This window comes from Cryptosporangium aurantiacum, from assembly GCF_900143005.1.
Classification (GTDB): domain Bacteria; phylum Actinomycetota; class Actinomycetes; order Mycobacteriales; family Cryptosporangiaceae; genus Cryptosporangium; species Cryptosporangium aurantiacum.
In genome coordinates, this window is sequence record NZ_FRCS01000006.1 from 433850 (window position 1) to 455207 (window position 21358).

Sequence of the window (21358 nt, forward strand, 5' to 3'; positions counted from 1 at the left end):
GGGTGGCTCAGCCGGCGAGTGCGTCCGCGGCGTCGACCGGCTCGAACGTGCCGGGCTTCACGCCTGTGTACGTGGTCACGAACGACTTGGAGTTGCAGATCGTGGCCTTGATCGCCGGGTACGGGAACTGCGTCTTGTCGCAGGAGAACGTCTGGCCGGCGCCGATCGGCAGCGGCACGTCCTTCGCCGCCCGAAGAGCGGCGAGGATCGTCTGGGGAGTGGCGTCGCCGGTCAATCCGCCCGCGTTGACGGCCCGGACGAAACCGAGCATCGAGAGGAACCCGACCGGAGTGAGACCACCGGTCGGTGCTTTCGACGCGTACTCCTGCATCACGGCCCGGTAGAGCTGGGCTTCCTTGTCGTCGCTGAGGGTGTCGCCGTTGGCGAACAGAACGGTGCGATCGATACCGGCTTCACCCACGGCGTCGATGACCTCCGGCGAGACGCAGGCCGCGTTCACCATCTTCGGCTGGGTCGCTCCGACGGTCGCGATGGCGGACAACACCGCCTGGCATCCGGTGGCGTCGGCGACGATCGACAGCGCATCCGGATTCCGCCGCGTGGCCGCCGCGACCTGTGAGCTCGCGTCTGCCGTTCCCTGCGGCACGGTGACGAGGTCGAGGGTCACGCCCTGGCTCTGGAACAGCGGCTTGCCGACACCGTTCACCGCGGCCACGACCTGGGGATTCTCCGACCCCATCATCGTCACGCGCTTCCAACCCTGCTTCTTCGCGTACACGGCCTCACCGGCGAGCAGCCCGATGAACCCGGACGAGAAGAAGAAGGCGTCGGTGTTGCCGAGCTCCGAAGGCGCGGCCGGCGACGAGCCGACCCACGGAATCCCGGCGCCGCGCACCGTCGGCACGATCTGGTCGGCGGTCGCGGGCTGACCGGTCACCACCGCCGCCACCCGCTCCTGGACGAAGGTGTTGCCGCAGGCCGCGGCCGACGCTCCGTCGGCTTTGTCACCGCACCGCACGATCTCGATCCGGTGGCCGCCAAGGCCACCCAGATAGTCGTTGGCGTACGAGGCGGCTGCCGCGGCCGCATCAGCGATCTCCGGACTGCTGACCGCCGATCCACCCTCGACGTTGAACAGACCAATCTTCACCGGGCTGCCGGTCGCGGCCTTCTTCTCCCCCAGCACGGCGGTGTCGACCGGGGTCGACGAGCTCGACGAGTCGCTCGGCCCGCTGTTCCCGCTGCAGCCGCTGAGCAGGGCAGCCGCCGCCGCGAGGACCGCGACCGCGGCCTGTCCCCGTTTCCACCCGACATCGCGCACCGCTCGACTCCTTTGCCGAAAGGGGACACTCATCTGTGGGAGAGTAGGACACTCAATCGAGTGGCGTCGAGATCTCTCTCACTTTTTACCGATCGATGCGGGGAAGAGACGATCACGATCGAACGACCCTCGCTAACCAGCAGGCGGATGAGTAACCTCAATCCGGACGGAAGGTCGTCCCACTATCTCAGGAGCGCGATGAAGACTCCGGACAGAACCGGCCTGCCCTTGGCGATCGTCATCGGCGGCAGCGGCGGCATGGGCCAGGCGTGCGCACGGCGGCTGGGCGAGCGACACGCCGTAGTCCTCGCCAACCGAAACGTGGGAAAGGGCGAGGAGGTCGCCGACGACCTCCGCAGCGAGGGAATCGTCGCGACACCGATCGCGTGCGACCTCACCGATCCCCCGTCAGTGAAAGCGATGGTCGACGAGGCCGTCGGACGATTCGGACCGGTCCGGGTACTCGCCGGAGTGGCCGGGTTGTCGCCGAGCATGGGCGACGCACGCCGGATCCTCGCGGTGAACCTGGGCGGTACCGCCACCGTCCTCGAGGCGGCGCTTCCCCACATGGCAGCGGGCGGTGCGGCAGTCGTCGTCTCGTCGATCGCAGGCGTCACGAGCGCTCCCGCTGCGGAGGTCACCGCCCCTCTGGACGACCCGCTCTCGCCGACGCTGGTCGACGACGTCGAGGCGGCCCTGGGTCGAGAGATGACAACCGAAGACGCCTATCGGCTGTCGAAGTTCGGCGAGAACCGGATGGTGCGCCGGTCCGTCGTGCGCTTCGCCGAGCGCGGTGCCCGCATCGTCTCCCTGACCCCCGGTCTCATCCGTACCCCGATGGGGGCCAGGGAGTTCGAGCGGATGCCGGCGAAGTGGGACCTGCTCCGCCGCATCCCACTGGGCCGGGAGGGCATGCTCACCGAAATCTGCGACGCGCTGGAGTTCCTCGTCTCTGACCGTGCGTCCTACATCACGGGCACCGATCTGGTCATCGACGGGGGGATCGTCTCGGCCCTCGAGTTCGGGCTGGGCCGAGACGCCGAGCCTCGGTGAGCCCTTCCCCTACTTCACCGCCTCGCGCGGCAGGCCGAGGATCCGTTCCGCGATGACGTTACGAGTGACCTCCGACGTGCCGCCCGCGATCGTCAGGGCGCGAGTGAAGAGGTAGTCGTGTGCCAGCTCCGGTTCTCCGCCGGCCACCCCGGCGGGGCCGGCGATCCGCATGCCCAGCTCTCGGATGGCCTGAGCCTGCTCGGCGGAGAGCAGCTTGGTCATGTTGCCCTCCACGGACGGCGCCGCACCCACCACGGCTCGCTCCACGCTCCGCAGGTTGAGCAGACGCGCCGACTCCTGTGCGGCGATCAGACGACCGACCTCGCGACTCAAGCCGGCATCCCAGGGAGCGTGTGCGGCCAGCAGGTCGATCAGGTCGAGTGCCGTGCCTCGACGGCTTCCGTTCCGTGCCCCGCCGATGCTCACCCGCTCGTTGCCCAGCGTCGCCCGCGCGACCGCCCAACCGGCGCCGGGCTCCCCGACGACGTCGTCGTCCGGGATGAAGACGTCGTCGAGGAACACCTCGTTGAACACGGCCTCGCCGGTGATTTCCCGCAGCGGGCGCACCGTGACTCCCGGCGCGGCCAGGTCGACCACCACCGTGGTCACGCCTTTGTGTTTCAGGGCAGCCGGGTCGGTGCGGATCGTGGCCAGGCCCCGGTTGCAGTTCTGCGCGTTCGAGGTCCACGCCTTCTGCCCGGTCACCCGCCAGCCGCCGTCCACCTTGACCCCTCGGGTCTGCACCGCGGCGGCGTCCGAGCCGGCGTTCGGCTCACTGAACAGCTGGCAGAACGTCAGGTCGCCGAGCAGCCCCGGCCGCACCCACCGCTCGATCTGGTCGGGCCTCGCCGTCTGGGTCAGCGTGAGCAGCACCCAACCACCGATCCCCAGGTCGGGGACGTCGATCTCGGCGAATTCCTGCTCGATGACCAGTTGCTCCACCGGCCCGGCCGCGCGACCCCACGGCTTCGGCCAGTGCGCCATGAGATACCCGGAGTCCACCAGCAGCCGCCGACGGTCACCAGGTGCCGAGTTCGCGTACTGCTCGCGGAAAGCCCGCACCTCGGCGCGGAACAGCTCGGCCTCCGGTGGCAGCTCGACCGCGACATCGCGGGTCACACCGCGGACCGACAGCGCCGCGACGTCGTCAGCGGCGGAGTCCGGCGCGCCGGCCAACGCAGCCAACGCGGTGGCACGGCGCAGGTACAGGTGGGCGTCGTGCTCCCAGGTGAATCCGATCCCGCCGTGGATCTGGATGTTCATCCGAGCGTTCTGCGTGTAGGCGTCGAGCGCGATCACCGCGGCGACGGCCGCGGCGAACTCGGCTTCCTCCTCGTTCCCGACGACCCGCGCCGCGTCCCAGGCCGCTGCCACCGCCTGCTCACTACGGACCAGCATGTTCGCCAGGTGGTGCTTGACCGCCTGGAAACTGCCAATCGGACGTCCGAACTGCTCGCGCACCTTCGCGTAGTCCAGCGCCATGTCCAAGCAGGCACGAGCGCCGCCCGCCGCCTCGGCGGCGGCCAAGGTCCGGAGTACCGTCCGGGCGGCCTGCACACCCCCGGACAGTACTTCTCCGGTCACCGCGCCGGCCGGCAGCCGCGCGAGCCCCAGCGAGGGATCCAGTCCGCCGACTGCTTCCACCACGCCTGCCGCGTCTGCCTCGATGACGACCAGGTCCTCACCGGAGGGGACGAGATGCAGCCGCGCCCACACACCACCCAGCAATAACCCGCCGTCGATGCCGACCGACGCGGTGGTCGAACCATCCGCCAGACGCGGGAGCAGCGCGCTCCGCTGGTCCGGTGTACCCACGCGGTCGATCACCGCCGATGCCAGCGTGGTCGCGAGCAGCGGTCCCGAGGCGACGGTGGCGCCCAATGCCTCGAGCACGACGGCGAGTTCGGCCAGTCCGTACCCGGAGCCGCCGTGCTCCGCCGGCAGGTGTAGACCGGCCCAGCCGAGGTCCCCGATTCGCGACCACACGACTCCCGGCTCGGCAGAGAGCTTGTCGAGCGCGCCGCGGGTCTCGTGCCGCAAGCCTTCCCCGTGGGCGAAGGACCGGACCACATCGGCCAGTTCGCGATGGTCGGCAGTGATGGCCAGGGACATCGGCAACTCTCCGTCTCGTGGGTTAGCTCAGGCCGGGTCGCGCGGAAGGCCGAGTGCCCGCTCGGCGACGACGTTGCGGAGAACCTCATTGGCGCCGCCGGCGATCGTGTAGGCGCGGGCGTACAGGTAGGCGTCCTGCCACCAGCCGTCGGCGATCGCACCCGGATCGCCCTCGGTGAGCAGGCCGTCGACTCCCTGCAGGCTCATGCCGGCCACCGCGAGGTCATGGTTGATCTCGCTGAAGAAGATCTTGGCCAGCGGGGCATCCGCCGGCGTCTCGGTGCGGGCCAGCATGCGGGATCGGACCAGACCGGTCACCGCCTGGTTGACCAGCACGCGCGTGGCCAGTTCCCCGATGGTTTCCCGCACGTCGGAGAATTCGACGGTCGGACCGGCCACGGCCAGCAGGTCCTCCAGCTGGAGTTGCAGTTCGACTCCGCTGGCACCGACGCCCGAGCGCTCGTGGACGAGACTGGAGTTGGCCACGCGCCAGCCGTTGTCGACCTCGCCGATCACGTTCGCCGCGGGGATCCGGACGGAGTCGAAAAAGACCTCATTGAAGTCGGACGTTCCGGTGATCTCGCGCAGCGGTCGCACGTCGACGCCCGGCGTGCGCATGTCCAGCGCGAACGCGGTGATGCCGCGGTGCTTGGGGGCATCGGGATTCGTGCGCGCGAGCAGGTACCCCACGTCAGCGTGCTGGCCGTTCGTGGTCCACACCTTCTGCCCGTCCACCACGAACTCGTCGCCGTGCCGCACCGCCCGCGTCTGCAGGGAGGCCAGATCGCTGCCGGCGCCCGGCTCGCTGAACAGCTGGCACCAGATGTCCTCACACCGCCGGATCCGCGGCAGGAAGTGGGCCTGCTGCTCCGGCGTGCCGAACTCGAGGATCGCCCCGGCGGCGAGCGAGGCCGCGCCGATCGGGGGCCACGTGCGTGCCCGGGCGATCTCCTCGGCCACGATGAACGCCTCGAGCGGGTGCGCGTCGGGACGACCACCGAATTCTTTCGGCCAGCCGATCCCCAGGTAACCCGCCTCGTAGAGTGCGGCGGTCCACCGGCGGATCGCGGGGATGAGCTCGGCTTCGGGCGCCCGCACGCCGGTGTGCTTCTTGGTCCCGGGAGCGTGCTCGGCGATGAACGCCCGCACCTCCGCCCGGAAGACCTCGAGCTCTCGGGGGGATTCCAGCCTCATCGGTGCTCTCCTCCAGGCCGGGACGGGCGGCAACAGACCCAAGCGTAACGCTCCGACACCCTAAGAGGGTACTCAATGCGGCATCTCCACCGTCAATGGAGGGAAAGACTGGCAATGCAGTGCACTCTTTGCGATGCTCGCGGCATGAGCGTACGAGGGTTGGACAACGGGGAACACGCCGCGCTGATCATCAACGAGTGCCAGAACAGCATGGTGAACCCGGAGATCGGCGGCAGGGACGGCCTGGCGGGCGAGGCCGCGCGCCGGCATCTCGTCCCGCGGCTGGCCGAGCTGGCGCAGGCGTGCCGTGAAGCGGGCGTGCTGGTGGTGCACACGACGATCGTGCCGCGCCGGGACTACGCCGGCACGATGCGTAACTGTCTGCTGCTCGCCTCGCTGGTGAAGAAGGGGACCGTGGTCGCCGGATCCCCGGCCGCGCAGATCCACCCGGACCTCGCGCCGCAGGACGGCGACGTCGTCTCGGAGCGGGTGCACGGGCTGTCGCCGTTCCACTCCACCGAACTGGAGCCGATCCTGCGTTCCCGTGGGGTGCAGACGGTGATGATCGCCGGCGTCTCGACCAACATCGGCGTGCCGGGCGCCTGCCTCGAGGCGGTGAACCGCGGCTTCAACGTCGTCGTTCCCGAGGACTGCACCGCGGGCGCCTGGCCGGAGGCGCACGAGTTCCAGGTGACGCACACGCTGCCGCTGCTCGCTACCGTGACGACGAGCGACGCGATCCGCACGGTGCTGGCCGGACGTACCGTCCGGGCATGAGTAAACGGCGGGTGCCGTCCGGCACCCGCCGTCACTCAGGAACGCGCCAGCGCCAGCGCGTCGTCGTAGCTTCCGCCCTCGGAGAGCAACGACCGCATCCGCATGACCCAGCGCGGTGCGGCCGCCCCCACTACCCCGGTGACCCGGCCGTCACGGCCGTACACCGCGACCAGCCCTTTCCCGGCCGGGCCGACGGACACGAGGGTCACCTCGTCGTCCGGTTCCGGCCGGCCGAGCATCTGCCACTTGCGCTCGTACTGGTCGCTCCAGAAGTAGGGAACCTCGTCGAGAGGCTTGCCCTGTCCGACCAGATCGCGGGCGATCGCCCTGCCCTGGTCGGCCGCGCTCGTCCAGTGCTCCACGCGGGCACGCTCGCCGGTCCGGGGGTTCTGCCACCGGGCGATGTCGCCGGCAGCCCAGACCGACGGCACCGAGGTGCGCCCGACGTCGTCGCACAGCACGCCGTCGTCGACCGCGACCCCCGAGCCCTCCAGCCATCCGGTGTCCGGAACGACACCGAGTCCGACCAGCACCACGGTCGCGTCCACGGTCGATCCGTCGGAGAGCAGCAGCTCCCGGCGTCCGTCGCGCACCCTGGCCTCGACCACGGCGGTACCGCAGCGCAACTCGACGCCTGCCCGCTCGTGCTCCGCAGCCACCTCCGCGCCCACCCTGGTACCGAGGACGCGGGCCAGCGGCGTGGGCAACGTCTCCACGAGCGTGACCGTCGCGCCCGTGCTCCGGGCGCTCGCCGCTGCCTCGCAGCCGATGAACCCGCCGCCGACCACCGTCAGCCGACCGTGCTCGACGAGGTCACGCCGGAGCGCCAGGGCGTCGTCGAGCGTCCGGATGACGTGCACGCCGTCGCCGGCCAGGCCGGGTAGGGTGCGCGGCGTCGCGCCGGTGGCGATGACCAGCGCCTCGTAGCTCAGCTCCTCGCCGTCGTCGAGGAGCACCGATCGGCGGTCCGGGTGCAGCGCGGTCGTCCGCCGGCCCAACCGGAACTCGACGCCGAGCGACGACCACTCCTCGCGCAGCGGCACCGCGTCGTGCTCACCGCGCAGCACGGACTTGCTCAGCGGTGGCCGGTCATAGGGAAGGTGCGGTTCAGCCGCGACGACAACGACCGGACCACTGCCGTCCAGCCGCCGGTACTCCTCGATCACCCGGGTGGCGGCGAGCCCTCCCCCGACGACGACGAGCCGCCCGACCTCGGTGCTCAATCCCACTCCAGCGGGAGCCCGGTGAATCCGGCGACGACCCCGACGTACTCAGTGAACTCGGTGCCCTCCGGAATCCGGTAGTCGGGCAGCCGCTTGTGCCACTCCTCGATCGCGACCTTCATCTCCAGCCGGGCCAGGTGCGAACCGAGGCAGCGGTGCGGCCCGGCGCCGAAGGCCGTGTGCCGGTTGGGCTTGCGATCGGGGATGAACGTGTCGGGGTCCGGAAACTGCTCCGGGTCGCGGCTGGCGGCTGCGGAGCAGTACATGACGCGGTCGCCGGCCTTGATCCGGACGCCCCCGAGCTCGGTGTCGCGAGTGACGACACGAGCGCCCGACGCGATCGAGTAGTACCGCAGAAACTCCTCCACGGCGTCCGGGATCATCTCCGGCTTCTCGGTCAGCGTGCGCCGTAAGTCGGGGTTCTCGGCCAGGTGCTTGAACGTATAGGTGAGCATGTTCGCAACCGTGTCGAGCCCGGCGAGATAGAGCAGGAAGCCCATCGCGTAGAAGTCGGCTTCCGTGATCGGCTGGCCGTCGATGGTCTGCGCGAGCAGGTGGGAGATGACGTCGTCCTTCGGCTCCGCCCGGCGCTCTTCCATCACGGCCGCGATGTCCGCGATGATCTCCGCGGCCGCTGTCTGGCGGATCGAGCCGTCCGGGTCGGTGGCCCCGGTCATGCGCATCATCGTGTTCGCGCGGTCGATGAACTCGTCCCGCCGCTCGACCGGCATCCCCATCATCCGCAGGAAGATCGTGGTGGGGAACTTCAGGGCGAAGTCCTCCCGGAAGTCGCCACCACCCTTCGCGACGAACTCGTCGATCAGCTGTCCGCAGAACTCGCGGATCTCACCCTCCCGCGCGCGCACCTCGTTCGGAGCGAACGGAGCGGCGAGCGTACGCCGGTACTTCGTGTGCTCCGGCGGGTCGAGCTCCTCCGGGATCATCTTCTGGTGCGGCTCGTCCAGGTACTGGACGGAACTGCTGGAGAAGGTCGCCGGGTCCTGGAGCGCCGTCAAGTTGTCGGCGTAGCGCGTCAGGTAGAAGATGTCGTACTTGTCGGTGAGGTCGCTGCGGAAGATCGGGGTCTCGGTGCGGAGACGGTTCCACGTCTCCCGGTGATGGGCGAGCAGTTCCGGGTCGGTGTAGTGATCGAAACCCGGGCGCAGCGGCGCCTCGCCGGCGGCGGCAGGGCTGGTCTGTGTGTCCATGCGGGGTCCTAACTCGGGTCGATCAGGCGAGGACGATGGCTCGCTCGGGGCAGGACTCGGCGCCATCGCGCGCCTTTTCCTCGAGTTCCGGCGGGATCTCTCCGTCCAACGGCAGGGCGTAACCGTCGTCGTCGAGGTCGTAGACCTCCGGAGCCAGCGCGTTGCAGCGCGCGTGGCCCGCACATTTCGCGGTGTCGATGCTGACCTTCACGTGACCTCCTGGACGTCGTCGCGGTTCAGCGCACCGAGAACCCGGCGTCGAGGGGCAGCTGTACGCCGGTCATGTAGTACGCCTGGTCGGACACCAGCCACGCCACGGCGTTGGCGATGTCCTCGGCCTGCAAGATCTGGATCGGCAGCGCGTTCTGCATCGCCGAGATCGCGTTGTCGTTGGACGCGGCCGCCTCGGCCATCAGGCGCGCCATCGTCTCGTTCTGCGTCATGCCCGAGATGACGCCGGTGGGATGGATCGTGTTGACCCGGATCGACTCCGGGGCCAGGTCGTTGGCGAGCGTCTGCATGTAGCCGACCAACCCGCGCTTGGCCGCGGCGTACGCTTGTGCGCTGGCGTACGCGGATCCGGTGCCCTTCAGGCCGGCACTCGAGCTCGTAATCACGATGGAGCCGCCGCGGCCACCTTCGCGCAGCGCGGGAAGCGCGGCGTGCACCGTGTGGAAGACGCCGGTGAGGTTGGTGTCGATGACGTCCTGCCACTCCCCGAGAGGGTCCACCTCGTCACCGAGGCGGATGATGCCGGCGTTGGCGATGATGATGTCGACCCGCCCGAACTCGGCGTAGCCCTCGTCGAATGCGGCCTTCAGCTGGGCGTAGTCGCGAACGTCCGCTTTGCGGGCGACGATCCGACGATCTTCCTTCTCGACCAGGGCAACGGTCTCCTGCAGATCCTCGGGTGTCGCGTTGGGGTAGTTCATCCGCGGGTAGTTCTCGCAGATGTCCACGCCGATGATGTCGACACCCTCGCGGGCCAGCCGCACGGCGTGCGCCCGGCCTTGGCCTCGGGCCACACCGGTAATGAACGCGACGCGTCCGGAGAGGGATCCGGCCATGGAGAACTCCTTCGTTCGCCGAGCGCCCTGCCGCTGTTGTGATCAGCGGCGCAGCATTGAGGATCCTCATTCAAGCCGAATCCGCGCGCGATCTCCATTGCCATCTGGGAAACGGCGGGTTTCACGATCCGCAATGCCGCCCGGCGGAAGACCGCTCAGTCCGGCTGTCCGCCGCCGGGCCAGTGTGCGGACACGGCCGCCAGCACCGTGGCGAGAGGCTCGTCTGCCTGCCGATCGCCGCGCCAGCCGACACCCACGATCATCTCCGGGCCGTCGGCGACCGGCAGCACACAGAACGCGGGTTCGTAGAAGACTCGCGTCGCGCCGGTACGGACATTGACGAACGACAGTGCCAGGTCACCGGTACGCCGGATGTGCTCGGCCAGCGCGACGACGTCCGACGCCGGGAACAGGCGAACATCGCGCGCGCCGCGTTCCTCCAGCTGGTGACGGAGGTGCCCCACACTGGCGGGCGCCGGAGTGGCCGAGGGGAGCTGGATCGTGCGATCCGCGACGTCGGCCATGCTCAACCGGGACCGCTCGGCGAGTGGGTCGCCGGCGCGCATCGCGATTCCCATCCGGTAGGTGACCACCGTGCGAGACCGCAGGGCCGGACGGCCGAGCGGGAGATAGGCGACCGCCAGATCCAGGACACCGAGCTCGAGCATGCCCTGGAGCTCGACCGGCGCGCAGAGTTCGACCACGACCTCCCGGTCGGGAACCGCCTTGCGGACGACCTCGACGACCGCGTCGACGACCTCCGGCTCGGTCAGGTGGGTGCTGCCCACCCGGACCACCCGTCGCTGCAGATCCACCGTGGCGCGCACGTCCGGCAGCAGGGCGTCGAAGGCCTCGAGCACGACGGCGCCCCGCTCGGCCAGGCGGACGCCCGCCGGCGTCGGCGTGACCTCGCGCGAGCCGCGGACGAGCAGCTGGGCGCCGATCTCCCGTTCGAGCTCGCGCACGGCTCGGCTCACCGGCGACGTCGTCAAGTGCAGTCGCTCGGCAGCGCGGCCGAAATGCCCCTCCTGGACCACCGCGAGGAAGCACCGCAGGTGATGAACATCCACGCGATCACCCTCTCCGGATCCCCAATCTACCGGCGGCGGCTGCCCGGCCGGCCGGCCGCCTACCGCGGCGGCATCGCGGGATCGTGGGGCAGCTTCAGCACCTGTTCGGCGATCGTATTGCGCTGGATCTCGGCCGTGCCTGCGCCGATCGTCGAGGCGCGGGTACGCAGGAATCCCCATACCCAGCGACCGCGCTGCACGGCGTGCGGGTCACGACTGCCGAGCGCACCGTACTCGCCGAGCAGGTCGACGGCGATTTCGTGGAGGTCCTGCTCGAACTGGACGATGAACAGCCGCGACGTCGAGGACGCCGGGCCGGGTTCGCCCTTGACCAGGATGTCGGAGATCGTCCGCATCCCGGTCAGCCGCATGATCCGCAGCCGGATCTCGAGGTCGGCGAGCGTGTCTCGCACCACGGGATCGGCGGCGAGCCCGCGCTCCTGTGCCAGGGTGACCAACTCGGTGAGCACGCGACGGTACGTGGCCGCCTGGTTCATCGCACCAGCGGCACGTTCGTGACCCAGGCTGGTCCGCGCCAGCTTCCAGCCCTCGTTCTCCGCGCCGATCCGGTCGGCGACCGGAGCCCGCGTGTCCTCGAAGAAGATCTCGGTGAAGTGCGTCGCGCCGGTGAGGTCCCGCAGCGGCCGAATCGTGACGCCCGGCGCGTGGGCGTCGATGATCAGGTAGCTGATGCCTTTCTGACGCGAGTCCTGACCGCCCGTCCGCACCAGCGCGAACAGGATGTCGGCGAGGTCGGCCTGGCTGTTCCAGACCTTCTGGCCGTTCACCACGTACTCGTCGCCGTCGCGGCGTGCGGTGGTGCGCAAGGCCGGCAGGTCCGACCCCGCCTCCGGCTCGGAGTACGCCTGGGCCCAGATCACGTCGCCGCGCAGCATGGGTGCCAGCCAGCGCTCTTTCTGCTCGGGGGTGCCGTAGGTGATGATCGTCGGTGCCGCGATCCCCAGGCCGGTGCCCAGTGGGCCAGGCACGCGGGCGCGCGCGTATTCCTCCTGCCAGATGACCTGCTTGCCGAAGTCCAGGTCGAGGCCGCCGTGCTCCCGCGGCCAGCTCGGACCGGCCCAGCCGGCGTCGTACAGGGAGGCCAGCCACTTCTTCTGCCAGGCGAGCTTCTCGTCGCGGTCCTTCGGTGGGCGGCCGGGGTGGTGCTCGGCGAGGAAGGCGCGGAAGCGGGTGCGGAACTCCTCGTCGGTCAGCTGCCGGAGATCCGGGCGGGTCGTCAGCGCGTCGGTCATTGTCCGCCTCCTCAGATGCCGACGAGGTCGGCCAGCCGGCTCCGGTGCTGCCGGGGAGAACCGAACAGCGCCTCCGACGATTTGGCTCGCCGGAGATGGAGGTGCGCGTCGTGCTCCCAGGTGTAGCCGATGCCGCCGTGGATCTGGATGTTTTCCTTGGCCGCGTGGGTATACGCCTCGGCGCAGTAGGAACCGGCTACGGTGGCGGAGACCGGCAACTCGGCCGGATCCTCGGCCGCGTTCCACGCGGCCGAGTACGCCGCCGACCGTGCCGCTTCGACCTCCAGCAAGAGGTCGGCGCACTTGTGCTTGATCGCTTGGAAGGAGCCGATCGGGCGGTTGAACTGCACTCGGATCTTCGCGTACTCCACCGCGGCGTCCAGGCACGCCGCGGCGCCACCCACCTGCTCGTGCGCCTGCGCGACGACGGCGAGATCGAGCATCCGCCGCAGGAACTCGGTGGCATCGCCCGCCGGACCGACGCGGACAGCCGGCGTACCGTCGAGTTCGACCCGGCCGAGGCGGCGGGTCAGGTCCAAGGCGTCCAGCCGGGTGCGGGTGACCCCGCCGGCCGTGCCTTCCACGGTGAAGAGCCCGAGACCGTCGTCGGCGCGGGCCACCACGAGCAGCAGGCCGGCCGAGTCGCCGTCGACGACGAACATCTTCGTTCCGGTCAGCGTCCACGCGGAGCCGTCCGGCGTGGCGGTCGTGGCCACGGCGTCGAGCGACGTTCCACCGCGCTCCTCGCTCACGGCGACGGTCGCGGTGAGCGTTCCCTCGGCGATCGCGGGCAGCCAGCGTGCCTGCGCCTCACGATCACCACTCGCGGTCAGTGCCTGGCCGGCGAGCGCGACGGTGGCGAAGAACGGCGAGGGCAGCAGCGCCCGGCCCATCTCTTCCAGGACGATGCCGAGCTCGACCGGCCCGAAGCCGGCACCGCCGTGCTCCTCGGGAACGGCGATGCCCTGAAGGCCGAGCTGACCGGCCATCTGCTGCCAGAGCGCTTCGTCGTGACCGAGGTCGGACTCCGACCAGCGGCGCACGGCCTCGCTGGGCGCCTTGTCGGTGAGGAAGCGGCGCACCGACGCGCGCAGTTCCTCCTGCTCCTCGCTGAAGGTGAGGTTCACGGTTCCTTCTGTCCCTCGGTCCGCGGCGCGATCAGGACGCGGCGACGGGCTGGATGTGGGGCTCGAGCCGGGCGACGACCTCGCGGCGAAGCAGCTTGCCGGTGACCGTCCGCGGCAACTCGGCCCAGAACGCGATCCCGTCGGGCGTCTTGGAGCTGCGCAGGCGCTCGCGCACGTAAGCGCGTAACTGGTCGGGAGTGATCTCACCTCCGGGCCGGACCACGACCGCCGCCCGGATCCGCTGGCCCCACTCGTCGTCGGGGACGCCGACCACCACGGCGTCGACGACGTCGGGGTGCAGCAGCAGGACGTCCTCGATCTCGGCCGGGGCGATGTTCTCGGCACCGCGGATGATCGTGTCGTCGACGCGACCCTCGACGAACAGGTAACCGTCCGAGTCCAGGCGGCCCTGGTCACGGGTGAAGAAGAATCCGCGGGCATCCACGGACGGACCCTGACCGGCGTACTCGCCGGACACCTGGTCGCCGCGGATCCAGATCAGGCCCGGCGTGCCCGGCGGTACCGGCCGGTCCTCCTCGTCGCGTATCTCGATCTCGATCCCCGGGACCGCGCGGCCGGCCGAGGCGAGCCTGGCCCGGATCGCGGGATCGTCGTCGGCCAGAGCGGTTCGGTGGTCCTCCGGCCCCAGGACGGTCACCGTGGAGCTGGTCTCGGTCAGACCGTAGGCGTTGACGAAGTCGACGTGCGGCCATTCGCGCAGTGCTCGCTCGATCACTCGGGTCGGCATCTTCGCGCCGCCGTAGGCCAGCGATCGCAGGCTCGGCACCGAACGGTCGACGCCCGCGCAGTCCATGATCCGCCCGAGCATCGTCGGCACGACCATCGCGTTGGTGACTCGCTCTTCGCGAACCAGCTCGAGCCACCTCTCCGGGGTGAAGTTCTCCAGGACGAGCACCCGGCGGCCCGCATACAGGTTCGTCAGCGCGTTGGAGACCGCGGCGACGTGATAGGGCGGCACGCTCATCAGCGCCGCGTCGTCGGCGTCGGCGTCGGCGAACTCCACCGTGCCCAGGACGTAGGACACCAGGTTCTCGTGGCGCAGCAGCACACCCTTGGGGGCCGACGTGGTCCCGCTGGTGTAGATGATCACCGCCGGGGCCGCAGACTCGGCTTCCTCCGGTTCCGCGTCGCCGGACTCCGCGGCGGCCGCGATCCATTCCTCCGGCGTCCGGCAGGCCAGGCCGGACTCGGCCACGGCGCCGGTGGCCGATTCATCGACGATCGCGAGCGCTCGAGGATGATTGGCCAGCAGCGCGTCGATCTGCTCCTGGCCGAGCCGGTAGTTCAAGGGCACCAGCGGTACCCCCGCGTAGGCCGCGCTGAACAGCGCCACCTGGAAGGCCGGCCCGTTCACAGCCAGGTAGACGATCGCGTCCGCGTCAGCCTTTCGGACCACTGCGGCGCCGCCGGCGGCCAACTGCCGGAGGCGGGCAGCCGTGAGCCCGTCGCGCCGGGAACCGACGACGACGCGGTCGCCGAAACCGTCGACGGCCATGTCGAGCAGAATGTTCAGCTTCATCGCGCTCTCCGGTCGGAGCGATCAGTCGGAGGCGGGCAGCGGCTTGGCGTCACGCAGCGGAATCGGTATCCCGTTCACCGCCAGCGTTCCCTTTCCACCCTTGGTGCACAGCAGTTCCAGGCCGAGCCCGTCGTCGGCGTAGCGCTTACCCAACAGAGAACCACCGAGCTGGGACGGATCGGGGTCGCCCGTCGGAGCCGGGACGCCGCTCTTCGCGTCGTAGAGCAACACACCGGCGCAGGTCAGCTCGACTTCTGCGGCGGGCGTCCGGACGACGATCACCGTGGTGGTGTCGACCGGACTCGAGAGGGTCTGGCCGGCGCGAAGCTTCATGTCCACCCTTTCCGTGTTCAGGCGGGACGGGGAATTGAGTATACGGAAATTCCGCCGAGGCGACGCCTAACCGGCTGCGAAAAGATCGAGCAGGTCTGGCCGACTCACCTTCATCGACGGTCCGCGCGGCAGCTGCTCGACGACGAGTACCTCGGTCGGTACCTCGTAAGGGATCAGGTGCTGCCGGCAGAGGGCGATCAGCTCAGCCGGATCCGGCGGACGCGCGCCGACCCGCAACTCCACGGCCGCGACCGGGACCTGACCGAGCCGGCGATCCGGTTTGCCCGCCACGGCCGCCTCGAGCACGGCGGGGTGTCGCTCGAGGACGGTCTTCACCGCGTCCGGGTGGATCTTGAAGCCGCCCCGGATGATCGCGTCGTCAGCGCGGCCCCGAATCCACAGGAAACCGTCCTCGTCGATCTCGGCCAAGTCGCTCGTGCGCTGCCAGTGCCCGGCGCCACCGGGCGCCTGCGCGGACCGGATCTCGAGGATGCCCACCGTACCGGCCGGCAGTTCCTCACCGCTGTCGGGCGACACGACCCGCAGCTGCGCCCCGGGGAACGCGCGGCCGGCGCTGCCCTTCTTGCGATCCCACCACTCGACGTTCAACGGCAGCGTCCATCCCGCGACGGCACCGGCGAACTCGGTGGCGCCGTACGTGGTGAGCACGCGGATGCCGTACATGTTCTGGAACTTGTCGGCGACCTCGGGCGGGCACGGGGCGGTGCCGCTGGTGATCGCCTTCAGACTGGACAGCTTTTCGCGCGGAACGTCGGCGTCGATGACCGTGCGCAGCGCGGCAGGAACCAATCCGGACGCCCGGGGCCGGTACTTCTCGATCGCGGACACCCACGTCTCGAGCACCCATCGGGGGAAGAGCACCGCGCGGCGCCCGACGTAGAGCGTCGCGAGGATGCCCCACAGACCGCCGATGTGGACCAGCGGTGTGTGAACGAGGCTGACGCCGCTGCGCAACAGCTTGTCCGCCGGCGGCGCCTGCCCGCCGGAAACCATGCCCGCGTCCAGCTGGCGGTCACTCAGCCGCACTCGCTTGGGTGGCCCGGTGGTCCCGGACGTGAGCATCTCCACCGCGGTGCCCGGACTCGGCACGGGCTCGGCAGGCATCGCTCCGGCGGCCCGCTCGATCCGTCCGCCGGAGTCCAGACGCAGGACGAGTCCGGAAGCCGCGGCCGCATCCTGGACACCGGGCCGCGCGAGGACGTCGGGAGATGCGATCAGGATCGGGACCGTGCTCCGGCCGATGTCGGCCGCCAGACGCTCCGGCGGCTGGAGCGGGCTCATCGTCACCAGACAGCGGTCCGAGGTGAGGATGGCCAGTACGGCGCACACGTGCTCCGGCCGGTTCTCGAGCACGACGCCGACGCGTCCCGCCGGGCCGAGGCCGGCCGCGCGCAGCTCAGCCGCGATGCCGGCGACGGCGGACCGAATCGCCGCCCAGGTCCACCACCGGCCCTCGAACTCGATCGCCTCTGCGTCGTCCGGCGCGTCCCGGAGCAGCTGGGCGAGCCGACTGCGGACCGCCGATTCCATTTCCAGCGTTGCCACGCCGTGAGTCAACCACAAATCAGTATCCCGTTAAAGGCAGATGGCGAGTACCACCCCGCGGTGCACGCGGGTCGATACCCACGTGCGCGGCTGACGACCGGGTCGGCCGCAGGCGAGCCGGGACCGTCGGCCCGCGCGCCGATGTGCCGTCGAAAGAGCGTCGCGAACTGCTGTTATACCGCCAAGCTCCGGCGTCACGATGCCCAGAGGAGCCCTGGAGCACCCCGTGTCCCACAGGAAAGACTCCGACCGTAACCGGGAACGCTTCCTGAGAAATGAGTACGATATTTACGTCGTCCAGCGATGGGAGTCACATGTCCCTGCACGATGTCGTCATCAGAGGCGGAACCGTGGTCGACGGTACCGGTGCTCCGCGCCGTACCGCCGACGTAGCGCTCTCGGACGGGGTGATCACCGAGGTCGGCCGGGTGTCCGGCAGTGGCCACCGGGAGATCGACGCGGACGGAGCCCTCGTGATACCCGGCTTCGTCGACATGCACACCCACTACGACGGCCAGGCTACGTGGGACACCCGGCTGCAGCCCTCGGCCTGGCACGGCGTGACCACCGTGGTGTCGGGCAACTGCGGGGTCGGCTTCGCTCCCGTGGTACCCGCCTACCAGCAGAAGCTGATCGACTTGATGGAAGGCATCGAGGACATCCCCGGCACGGCCCTGCACGAGGGTCTGCCCTGGACCTGGGAGACCTTCGAGGAGTACCTGGACTTCCTCGGCGGCCGTCGCTTCGACCTGGATCTCGGCACGCAGGTGCCGCACGCGGCGCTCCGGGTACGGGTGATGGGCGACCGCGCGATCGCCGGAACCACGGCGACCGACGCGGAAAAGCGGGAGATGGCACGGCTCGCCGCGGCCGCGGTACGCGCCGGCGCGCTCGGCTTCTCGACGTCCCGCACGCTCAACCACAAGACGGTCGCCGGCGCCCTCACGCCGTCCTACGACGCCGGCTCGGACGAGCTGGTGGCGATCGCGGAGGCGGTCGGTGCGACCGGCCGTGGCGTTTTACAGGTCGTCACGGACTTCCTCGACATCGACGCCGACATGACCATCCTGCGGTCCATGGTCCGGGTCTCGGGACGTCCGCTGACCGTGTCCCTGGCGCAGAACCACTACGACCCGGCCGGCTACCGGACCGTCCTCCGGCGGATCGGGGAGGCGGACGCCGAAGGGCTGCCGATCCGCGCGCAGGTCGCAGTGCGGGGCATCGGTCTGGTAATGGGTCTGGACCTCACCCTGCACCCCTTCATGACGAATCCCGCGTGGCAGCGCATCGCGGGATTTCCGCCGGCCGAACGCACCGCCCGGCTCGCGCGGCCGGAGACCAAGGCCGCGGTCTTGGCCGCCCAAACCCGGGAGAAGGCCGAGACGCGCATCGGCGGCAGGCTGATCGACAAGTTCCACCTGATGTACGAGCTCACCGACCCACCGCAGTACGAACCGGACCCGCAGGACTCGGTGGCCGCCCGCGCCGAGCGTGAGGGACGCGAGCCGGTCGAGCTCGCCTACGATCTGCTCGCCGCGGGTGCCATGCTCTACGTGATGGTGCTGAACTGGGAGAACCGCTCGCTGGAACCGGTGCGCGAGATGCTGGCGAGCCCATGGACGCTGCCGGGCCTCTCGGACGGCGGCGCTCACGTCGGCTCGATCTGCGACGGATCGTTCCCCACCACCCTGCTGCAGCACTGGGGTCGGGATCGCCCGGCCGGCCGTCTCGAGCTCGAGTACCTGGTCCGCCGGCAGTGCCGGGACACTGCCACAGCGATCGGGCTGGACGACCGCGGGCTGCTCGCGCCCGGATACCGGGCCGACCTCAACGTGATCGACCTGGACAGCCTGCGGCTGCACCGCCCGGAGGTGCACCGAGACCTTCCGGCCGGCGGATCCCGGTTGCTGCAACGGGCCGACGGCTACCGGCACACCTTCGTCCGCGGCGTGGAGACCTATGCCGATGGACAGGAGACCGGTGAGCTGCCCGGAAGGCTGATCCGTGGCCCGCAGCCGGCACCCGCCGGCTGAACCGCGGTCCGGGCGGATCCTCTACGCTCCGAACGTGGCATCCCCGGATCCTTCCGAGCGCGCGCGGATCATGGATGCGGCGTCTCGGCTTCTCTCCGCAGGCCGTGGCCTGGGTGTCACGGACGTGCTCGACGGCGCCGGACTGTCCACGCGGGCGTTCTACCGCCACTTCGAATCCAAGGACGCCCTTCTGCTGGCCCTGTTCCGCCGCGACAGCGAGCGGGTGAACGCCCAGCTGGAGGCCGCGATCGACGCCGCCGACACGCCGCGGGCGGCGCTGGTGGCGTGGATCGAGGGCACGCTCGGACTCATCGCCGACCCTCGGCGCCGGCAGCGCATCCTGGCGTTCGGTTCGGAGGACGTCACCCGGGCGCGCGGGCTTGCCGCCGAGCGTCGGCGTCTGCAGGAGACCAGGGTGGCGGCGCTGATTCGGATCATCGCCGCCGGACAGGCTGATGGCTCCTTCGGCCAGGCAGTGCTGCCCGGCGACGCACGGGCGATCCAAGCAGCGTGTAGCCAGGCGTTCGACGACCAGATCAACCAGGTGGCCGCGGTGCCCGCAGCAGAAGCCGCCGCCGAAATCGCCGATTTCGCGCTTCGGGCCCTCGGCGCGCTGGAGCGCACCGACCGCGTGTGACCCCGGTCTCCGCTCGGGAAGCCGGCCGATTCTTGACAGCGCTCGGGCCACGTCATCTACTGGGCCCGGAAAACGGTATTCTCATTTAGCCCGGCGAGGGGCGCTTGGCATACCCGAACGGCCCTCTGCGGCCAACCTCGGTAGCGTTCCGCTGCGAACCGCCCACTCATTTCCCTGAGTGACGCCTTCCCCGTCATGGCCGATCCCGAGGAGGATTACACGATGACGTGCTCCGCTGAGAGTGCCCCGGACGGTCGCGCGTGACAACTGCCCCGGACGTTGCCATCGTCGGTGTCGGCGCCACGGACTACTACCGGCGCGGCCAGTCGTGGCCGCGGACCGTCACCGAGCTGGCCGGTGACGCGATCCTCGCCGCCTGTGAGGAGGCCGGACTCTCGGTCACCGACATCGACGGGTTCGCTTATTACTCCGGGGCCAGCGCCGGCTACACCGACCAGATGGACACCGCGGAGTTCATGGAGACCCTCGGCATCCCCGAGGTGACCTTCAGCGCGGCGATCACCTCGGGCGGCGGCGGGGCCGCGGGCTCCATCGGGCTGGCCCGTGCCGCGATCCTGGCCGGCGACGCCAACGTCGTCGTGACCGTCATGGCCGTACAGCAGGCCCGCTCGCGGCTGGGCAGCGTCGGGGCGGTGTCCCCCGCCACCCCGCTCAGCTCGTTCCTGAAGCCCGCGGGCCTCTCCGGGCCGGGCCATCTGATGTCGGTACTCACTCGCCGGCACATGCACGACTACGGCACCCGCCGGGAGGCCTTCGCGGAGATCGCGGTCTCCCAGCGGCAGAACGCGCTGAACCGCCCGAAAGCGATCATGCGCGACAAGCCGATCTCCACCGAGGATTACTTCAACGCCCGCATGATCGCGGACCCGCTGTGCCTGCTGGACTTCTGCCTGGAGACCGATGGCGCGATCGCGGTGATCACCACCAGCCTGGCCCGGGCGAAGGACCTCCGGCAGAAGCCAGTGCCGGTGCTCGCGTCCACGCACGGCGGTGCTATCGAGTGGGGTCGGGCCTTCGGCTGGATGGGGATGCCGGCCGAGACGTTCGCCTCCTCCGGACACGCCTCCGTCGCCAAGCACCTGTACCGCCGCGCCGGCGTCGGACCCGAGGACATCGACGTCGCGCTGCTCTACGACCACTTCAGCCCGATGGTGCTCATGCAGCTGGAGGACTACGGATTCTGCAAGAAGGGCGAGGGCGGCCCGTTCGTGGAGAGTGGCGCGATCCGGTACCGGGGCGGTTCGATCCCGGTCAACACCCACGGCGGCCAGCTCTCCGAGGCCTACATCATCGGCATGACCCACATCAAGGAGGCGGTCGAGCAGATGCGCGGCACCGCGATCAACCAGGTGGACGGCGCGGAGCTCGCGCTGAGCACCGGCGGCCCCGCCCACCTGCCGGTGAGCGGACTGATCCTCGGCAAGGCCCTCTGATGGCCGGGCTCGCTCAGGCACTGCCGGCCGAGCACGTGCGGATCGCCACCAACCCGGACACCGAACCGTTCTGGGAGGCAGCCAAGGAGAACCGGCTCGTCGCGTGCGCGTGCGGCAGCTGCGGCGCGTTCCGGATGCCGCCCACCCCGTTCTGCCCGAGCTGCCGGTCGAAGGCGAAGAACTGGGTCGAACTCTCCGGCCGCGCAACGGTCTTCTCGTACTCGATCGTGCACGGATATCCAGGGATCAAGGACATCGTGATCGCCGCCGCCGTACTCGACCTGGAGGGCGCGCCCGGCGCCCGCCTGGTCAGCGACATCATCGACGTCGACCCGGACGACGTCCACATCGGCCTTGGGGTGGAGGTCGTGTTCTCCCCCGTCGCCGACGGCTGGAAGCTCCCCCTGTTCAAGCCCGTCGCCTGACCGC

19 protein-coding genes are annotated in these 21358 nt (G+C 70.0%); 6 read left to right on the forward strand and 13 right to left on the reverse strand.

Annotated elements, in window-relative coordinates; translation table 11 throughout:
- Positions 1-7 precede the first annotated feature (7 nt).
- Positions 8-1282 carry an ABC transporter substrate-binding protein gene (locus tag BUB75_RS22460; protein ID WP_178379954.1) on the reverse strand — a complete coding sequence of 425 codons (1275 nt, stop codon included), beginning with the start codon at positions 1280-1282 and terminating at the stop codon, positions 8-10.
- Between the two features lie 198 nt (positions 1283-1480).
- Here BUB75_RS22460 and BUB75_RS22465 point away from each other — a divergent pair, with 198 nt between their 5' ends.
- On the forward strand, positions 1481-2335 hold the full coding sequence (locus BUB75_RS22465; protein ID WP_073259727.1) for an SDR family oxidoreductase: 855 nt from the start codon (positions 1481-1483) through the stop codon (positions 2333-2335).
- Between the two features lie 9 nt (positions 2336-2344).
- Here the strand turns inward: BUB75_RS22465 and BUB75_RS22470 are convergent, their stop codons facing one another.
- Both BUB75_RS22470 and BUB75_RS22475 read right to left on the reverse strand, forming a co-directional pair.
- A complete protein-coding gene (locus BUB75_RS22470) occupies positions 2345-4447 on the reverse strand; it encodes an acyl-CoA dehydrogenase family protein (protein ID WP_073259728.1) in 2103 nt (700 codons plus the stop codon).
- Positions 4448-4474: 27 nt separating this feature from the next.
- On the reverse strand, positions 4475-5641 hold the full coding sequence (locus BUB75_RS22475) for an acyl-CoA dehydrogenase family protein (RefSeq protein WP_073259729.1): 1167 nt from the start codon (positions 5639-5641) through the stop codon (positions 4475-4477).
- Positions 5642-5785: 144 nt separating this feature from the next.
- On the opposite strand from BUB75_RS22475, the gene BUB75_RS22480 reads away from it, so the two are divergent.
- Positions 5786-6418 (forward strand): cysteine hydrolase family protein, encoded by a 633-nt coding sequence (locus tag BUB75_RS22480; RefSeq protein WP_073259730.1) that lies wholly within the window; start codon positions 5786-5788, stop codon positions 6416-6418.
- A 35-nt stretch (positions 6419-6453) separates the two neighbouring features.
- Here the strand turns inward: BUB75_RS22480 and BUB75_RS22485 are convergent, their stop codons facing one another.
- From BUB75_RS22485 to BUB75_RS22530, 10 genes are all read right to left on the reverse strand, one after another.
- The gene (locus BUB75_RS22485; protein WP_218617705.1) at positions 6454-7641 is read right to left on the reverse strand and encodes an NAD(P)/FAD-dependent oxidoreductase; all 1188 of its coding nucleotides are present in this window, start codon (positions 7639-7641) and stop codon (positions 6454-6456) included.
- On the reverse strand, positions 7638-8849 hold the full coding sequence (locus tag BUB75_RS22490) for a cytochrome P450 (protein WP_073259732.1): 1212 nt from the start codon (positions 8847-8849) through the stop codon (positions 7638-7640). The genes BUB75_RS22485 and BUB75_RS22490 overlap by 4 nt, the downstream gene beginning before the upstream one ends.
- Before the next feature lie 22 nt (positions 8850-8871).
- On the reverse strand, positions 8872-9060 hold the full coding sequence (locus BUB75_RS22495) for a ferredoxin (protein WP_073259733.1): 189 nt from the start codon (positions 9058-9060) through the stop codon (positions 8872-8874).
- A 25-nt stretch (positions 9061-9085) separates the two neighbouring features.
- Positions 9086-9916 (reverse strand): mycofactocin-coupled SDR family oxidoreductase, encoded by an 831-nt coding sequence (locus tag BUB75_RS22500; RefSeq protein ID WP_073259734.1) that lies wholly within the window; start codon positions 9914-9916, stop codon positions 9086-9088.
- A gap of 155 nt (positions 9917-10071) precedes the next feature.
- On the reverse strand, positions 10072-10986 hold the full coding sequence (locus tag BUB75_RS22505) for a LysR family transcriptional regulator (RefSeq protein ID WP_073259735.1): 915 nt from the start codon (positions 10984-10986) through the stop codon (positions 10072-10074).
- 59 nt (positions 10987-11045) lie between these two features.
- Positions 11046-12239, reverse strand: a complete 1194-nt coding sequence (locus BUB75_RS47195) for an acyl-CoA dehydrogenase family protein (RefSeq protein WP_218617706.1) — start codon at positions 12237-12239, stop codon at positions 11046-11048.
- Positions 12240-12250: 11 nt separating this feature from the next.
- Positions 12251-13366, reverse strand: a complete 1116-nt coding sequence (locus BUB75_RS22515) for an acyl-CoA dehydrogenase family protein (RefSeq protein WP_073259736.1) — start codon at positions 13364-13366, stop codon at positions 12251-12253.
- Positions 13367-13397: 31 nt separating this feature from the next.
- Entirely contained in the window at positions 13398-14906 is a 1509-nt protein-coding gene (locus BUB75_RS22520) for a class I adenylate-forming enzyme family protein (protein ID WP_073259737.1), read from the reverse strand.
- A 21-nt stretch (positions 14907-14927) separates the two neighbouring features.
- Entirely contained in the window at positions 14928-15239 is a 312-nt protein-coding gene (locus BUB75_RS22525; RefSeq protein ID WP_073259738.1) for a hypothetical protein, read from the reverse strand.
- Positions 15240-15305: 66 nt separating this feature from the next.
- Positions 15306-16805, reverse strand: coding sequence for a class I adenylate-forming enzyme family protein (locus BUB75_RS22530; protein ID WP_218617707.1), 1500 nt, complete (start codon positions 16803-16805; stop codon positions 15306-15308).
- A gap of 314 nt (positions 16806-17119) precedes the next feature.
- Here BUB75_RS22530 and BUB75_RS22535 point away from each other — a divergent pair, with 314 nt between their 5' ends.
- The 4 genes from BUB75_RS22535 to BUB75_RS22550 all read left to right on the forward strand — a co-directional run bounded on the left by BUB75_RS22535 (position 17120) and on the right by BUB75_RS22550 (position 21354).
- Complete coding sequence (locus BUB75_RS22535) at positions 17120-18838, forward strand: N-acyl-D-amino-acid deacylase family protein (RefSeq protein ID WP_073259739.1); 1719 nt, start codon at positions 17120-17122, stop codon at positions 18836-18838.
- Between the two features lie 34 nt (positions 18839-18872).
- Positions 18873-19475, forward strand: coding sequence for a TetR/AcrR family transcriptional regulator (locus BUB75_RS22540; RefSeq protein ID WP_218617708.1), 603 nt, complete (start codon positions 18873-18875; stop codon positions 19473-19475).
- Between the two features lie 260 nt (positions 19476-19735).
- Complete coding sequence (locus BUB75_RS22545; RefSeq protein ID WP_073259740.1) at positions 19736-20929, forward strand: thiolase C-terminal domain-containing protein; 1194 nt, start codon at positions 19736-19738, stop codon at positions 20927-20929.
- Positions 20929-21354: a Zn-ribbon domain-containing OB-fold protein gene (locus tag BUB75_RS22550; RefSeq protein ID WP_073259741.1), complete on the forward strand. Its 426-nt coding sequence runs from the start codon at positions 20929-20931 to the stop codon at positions 21352-21354. The genes BUB75_RS22545 and BUB75_RS22550 overlap by 1 nt, the downstream gene beginning before the upstream one ends.
- Positions 21355-21358 lie beyond the last annotated feature (4 nt).